Raw genomic sequence first — 699 nt, 5'->3', positions numbered from 1 at the left:
CTCCTGATCTATCCCAACACCGACGCGCGGCAGGCATCGAATAGCTACCAGCGTTTCGGCGACGGCTTCGGGCTCACCGCAACCACCATGGCCTGGTTCCGCGACCACTATGTGCGAACGCCCCACGATATCATGGACTGGCGCGTCTCGCCCTTTCTGGCGCCTGCCCTCGCCGGCGCGGCGCCGACCTTTGTGGCGCTTGCCGGCTGCGACATCCTCGCCGACGAAGGGGCAGCCTATGCGGCGCGCCTGCAAGCCGCGGGCGTTCCGGTGATCCTGCGGCAATGGCCGGGCCAGATCCATGGCTTCGTCTCAATGGGACGCCATATTCCCGCTGCCCGGCAAGCGGTGGCCGAGGCGGTGGCTGCCTGGCGCCAGTTCGAGAAAAGCTGACGCCGGTCGCTCAGGCTGACTGACGCATCACCAGGGTGGCGCCGAGCTTGACGGTGCGCGCCATGTCCTGCTTCGGATCGGCCTCGTCCAGCAAGGCCAGCAGGATCTCGACACTGCGGCCGGCCATGGCGGCGAAATCCTGCGCCATGGTGGTCAGCGCCGGGCAGGTGTAGCGGCTCAGCGGATGATCGTCGTGTGCTGCAACCCGCAGATCGCAATCGGGCCTGCGGCCGACCTTCAGGCCGCGCGAGTACGCAGCCGCCATCACGCCAAAGGCGAGACGATCATTGGCGCACAGGATGGTGC

Annotated in this window: 2 protein-coding genes; one reads left to right on the top strand and one right to left on the bottom strand. The window is 67.4% G+C overall.

Annotation, left to right across the window (positions count from 1 at the left end):
* Positions 1-393: alpha/beta hydrolase (locus EN750_RS37505; protein ID WP_145968340.1), on the top strand; the 393-nt coding region annotated here is incomplete at its 5' end.
* A gap of 10 nt (positions 394-403) precedes the next feature.
* On the opposite strand, the gene EN750_RS37500 is transcribed toward EN750_RS37505, so the two are convergent.
* The coding region (locus EN750_RS37500; protein ID WP_145968339.1) for a substrate-binding domain-containing protein at positions 404-699 on the bottom strand (296 nt) is incomplete at its 5' end.

It is taken from the genome of Mesorhizobium sp. M7A.F.Ca.ET.027.03.2.1, assembly GCF_003999175.1.
Lineage (GTDB): Bacteria > Pseudomonadota > Alphaproteobacteria > Rhizobiales > Rhizobiaceae > Mesorhizobium.
This window is presented reverse-complemented; position numbering and strand designations above follow the sequence as displayed.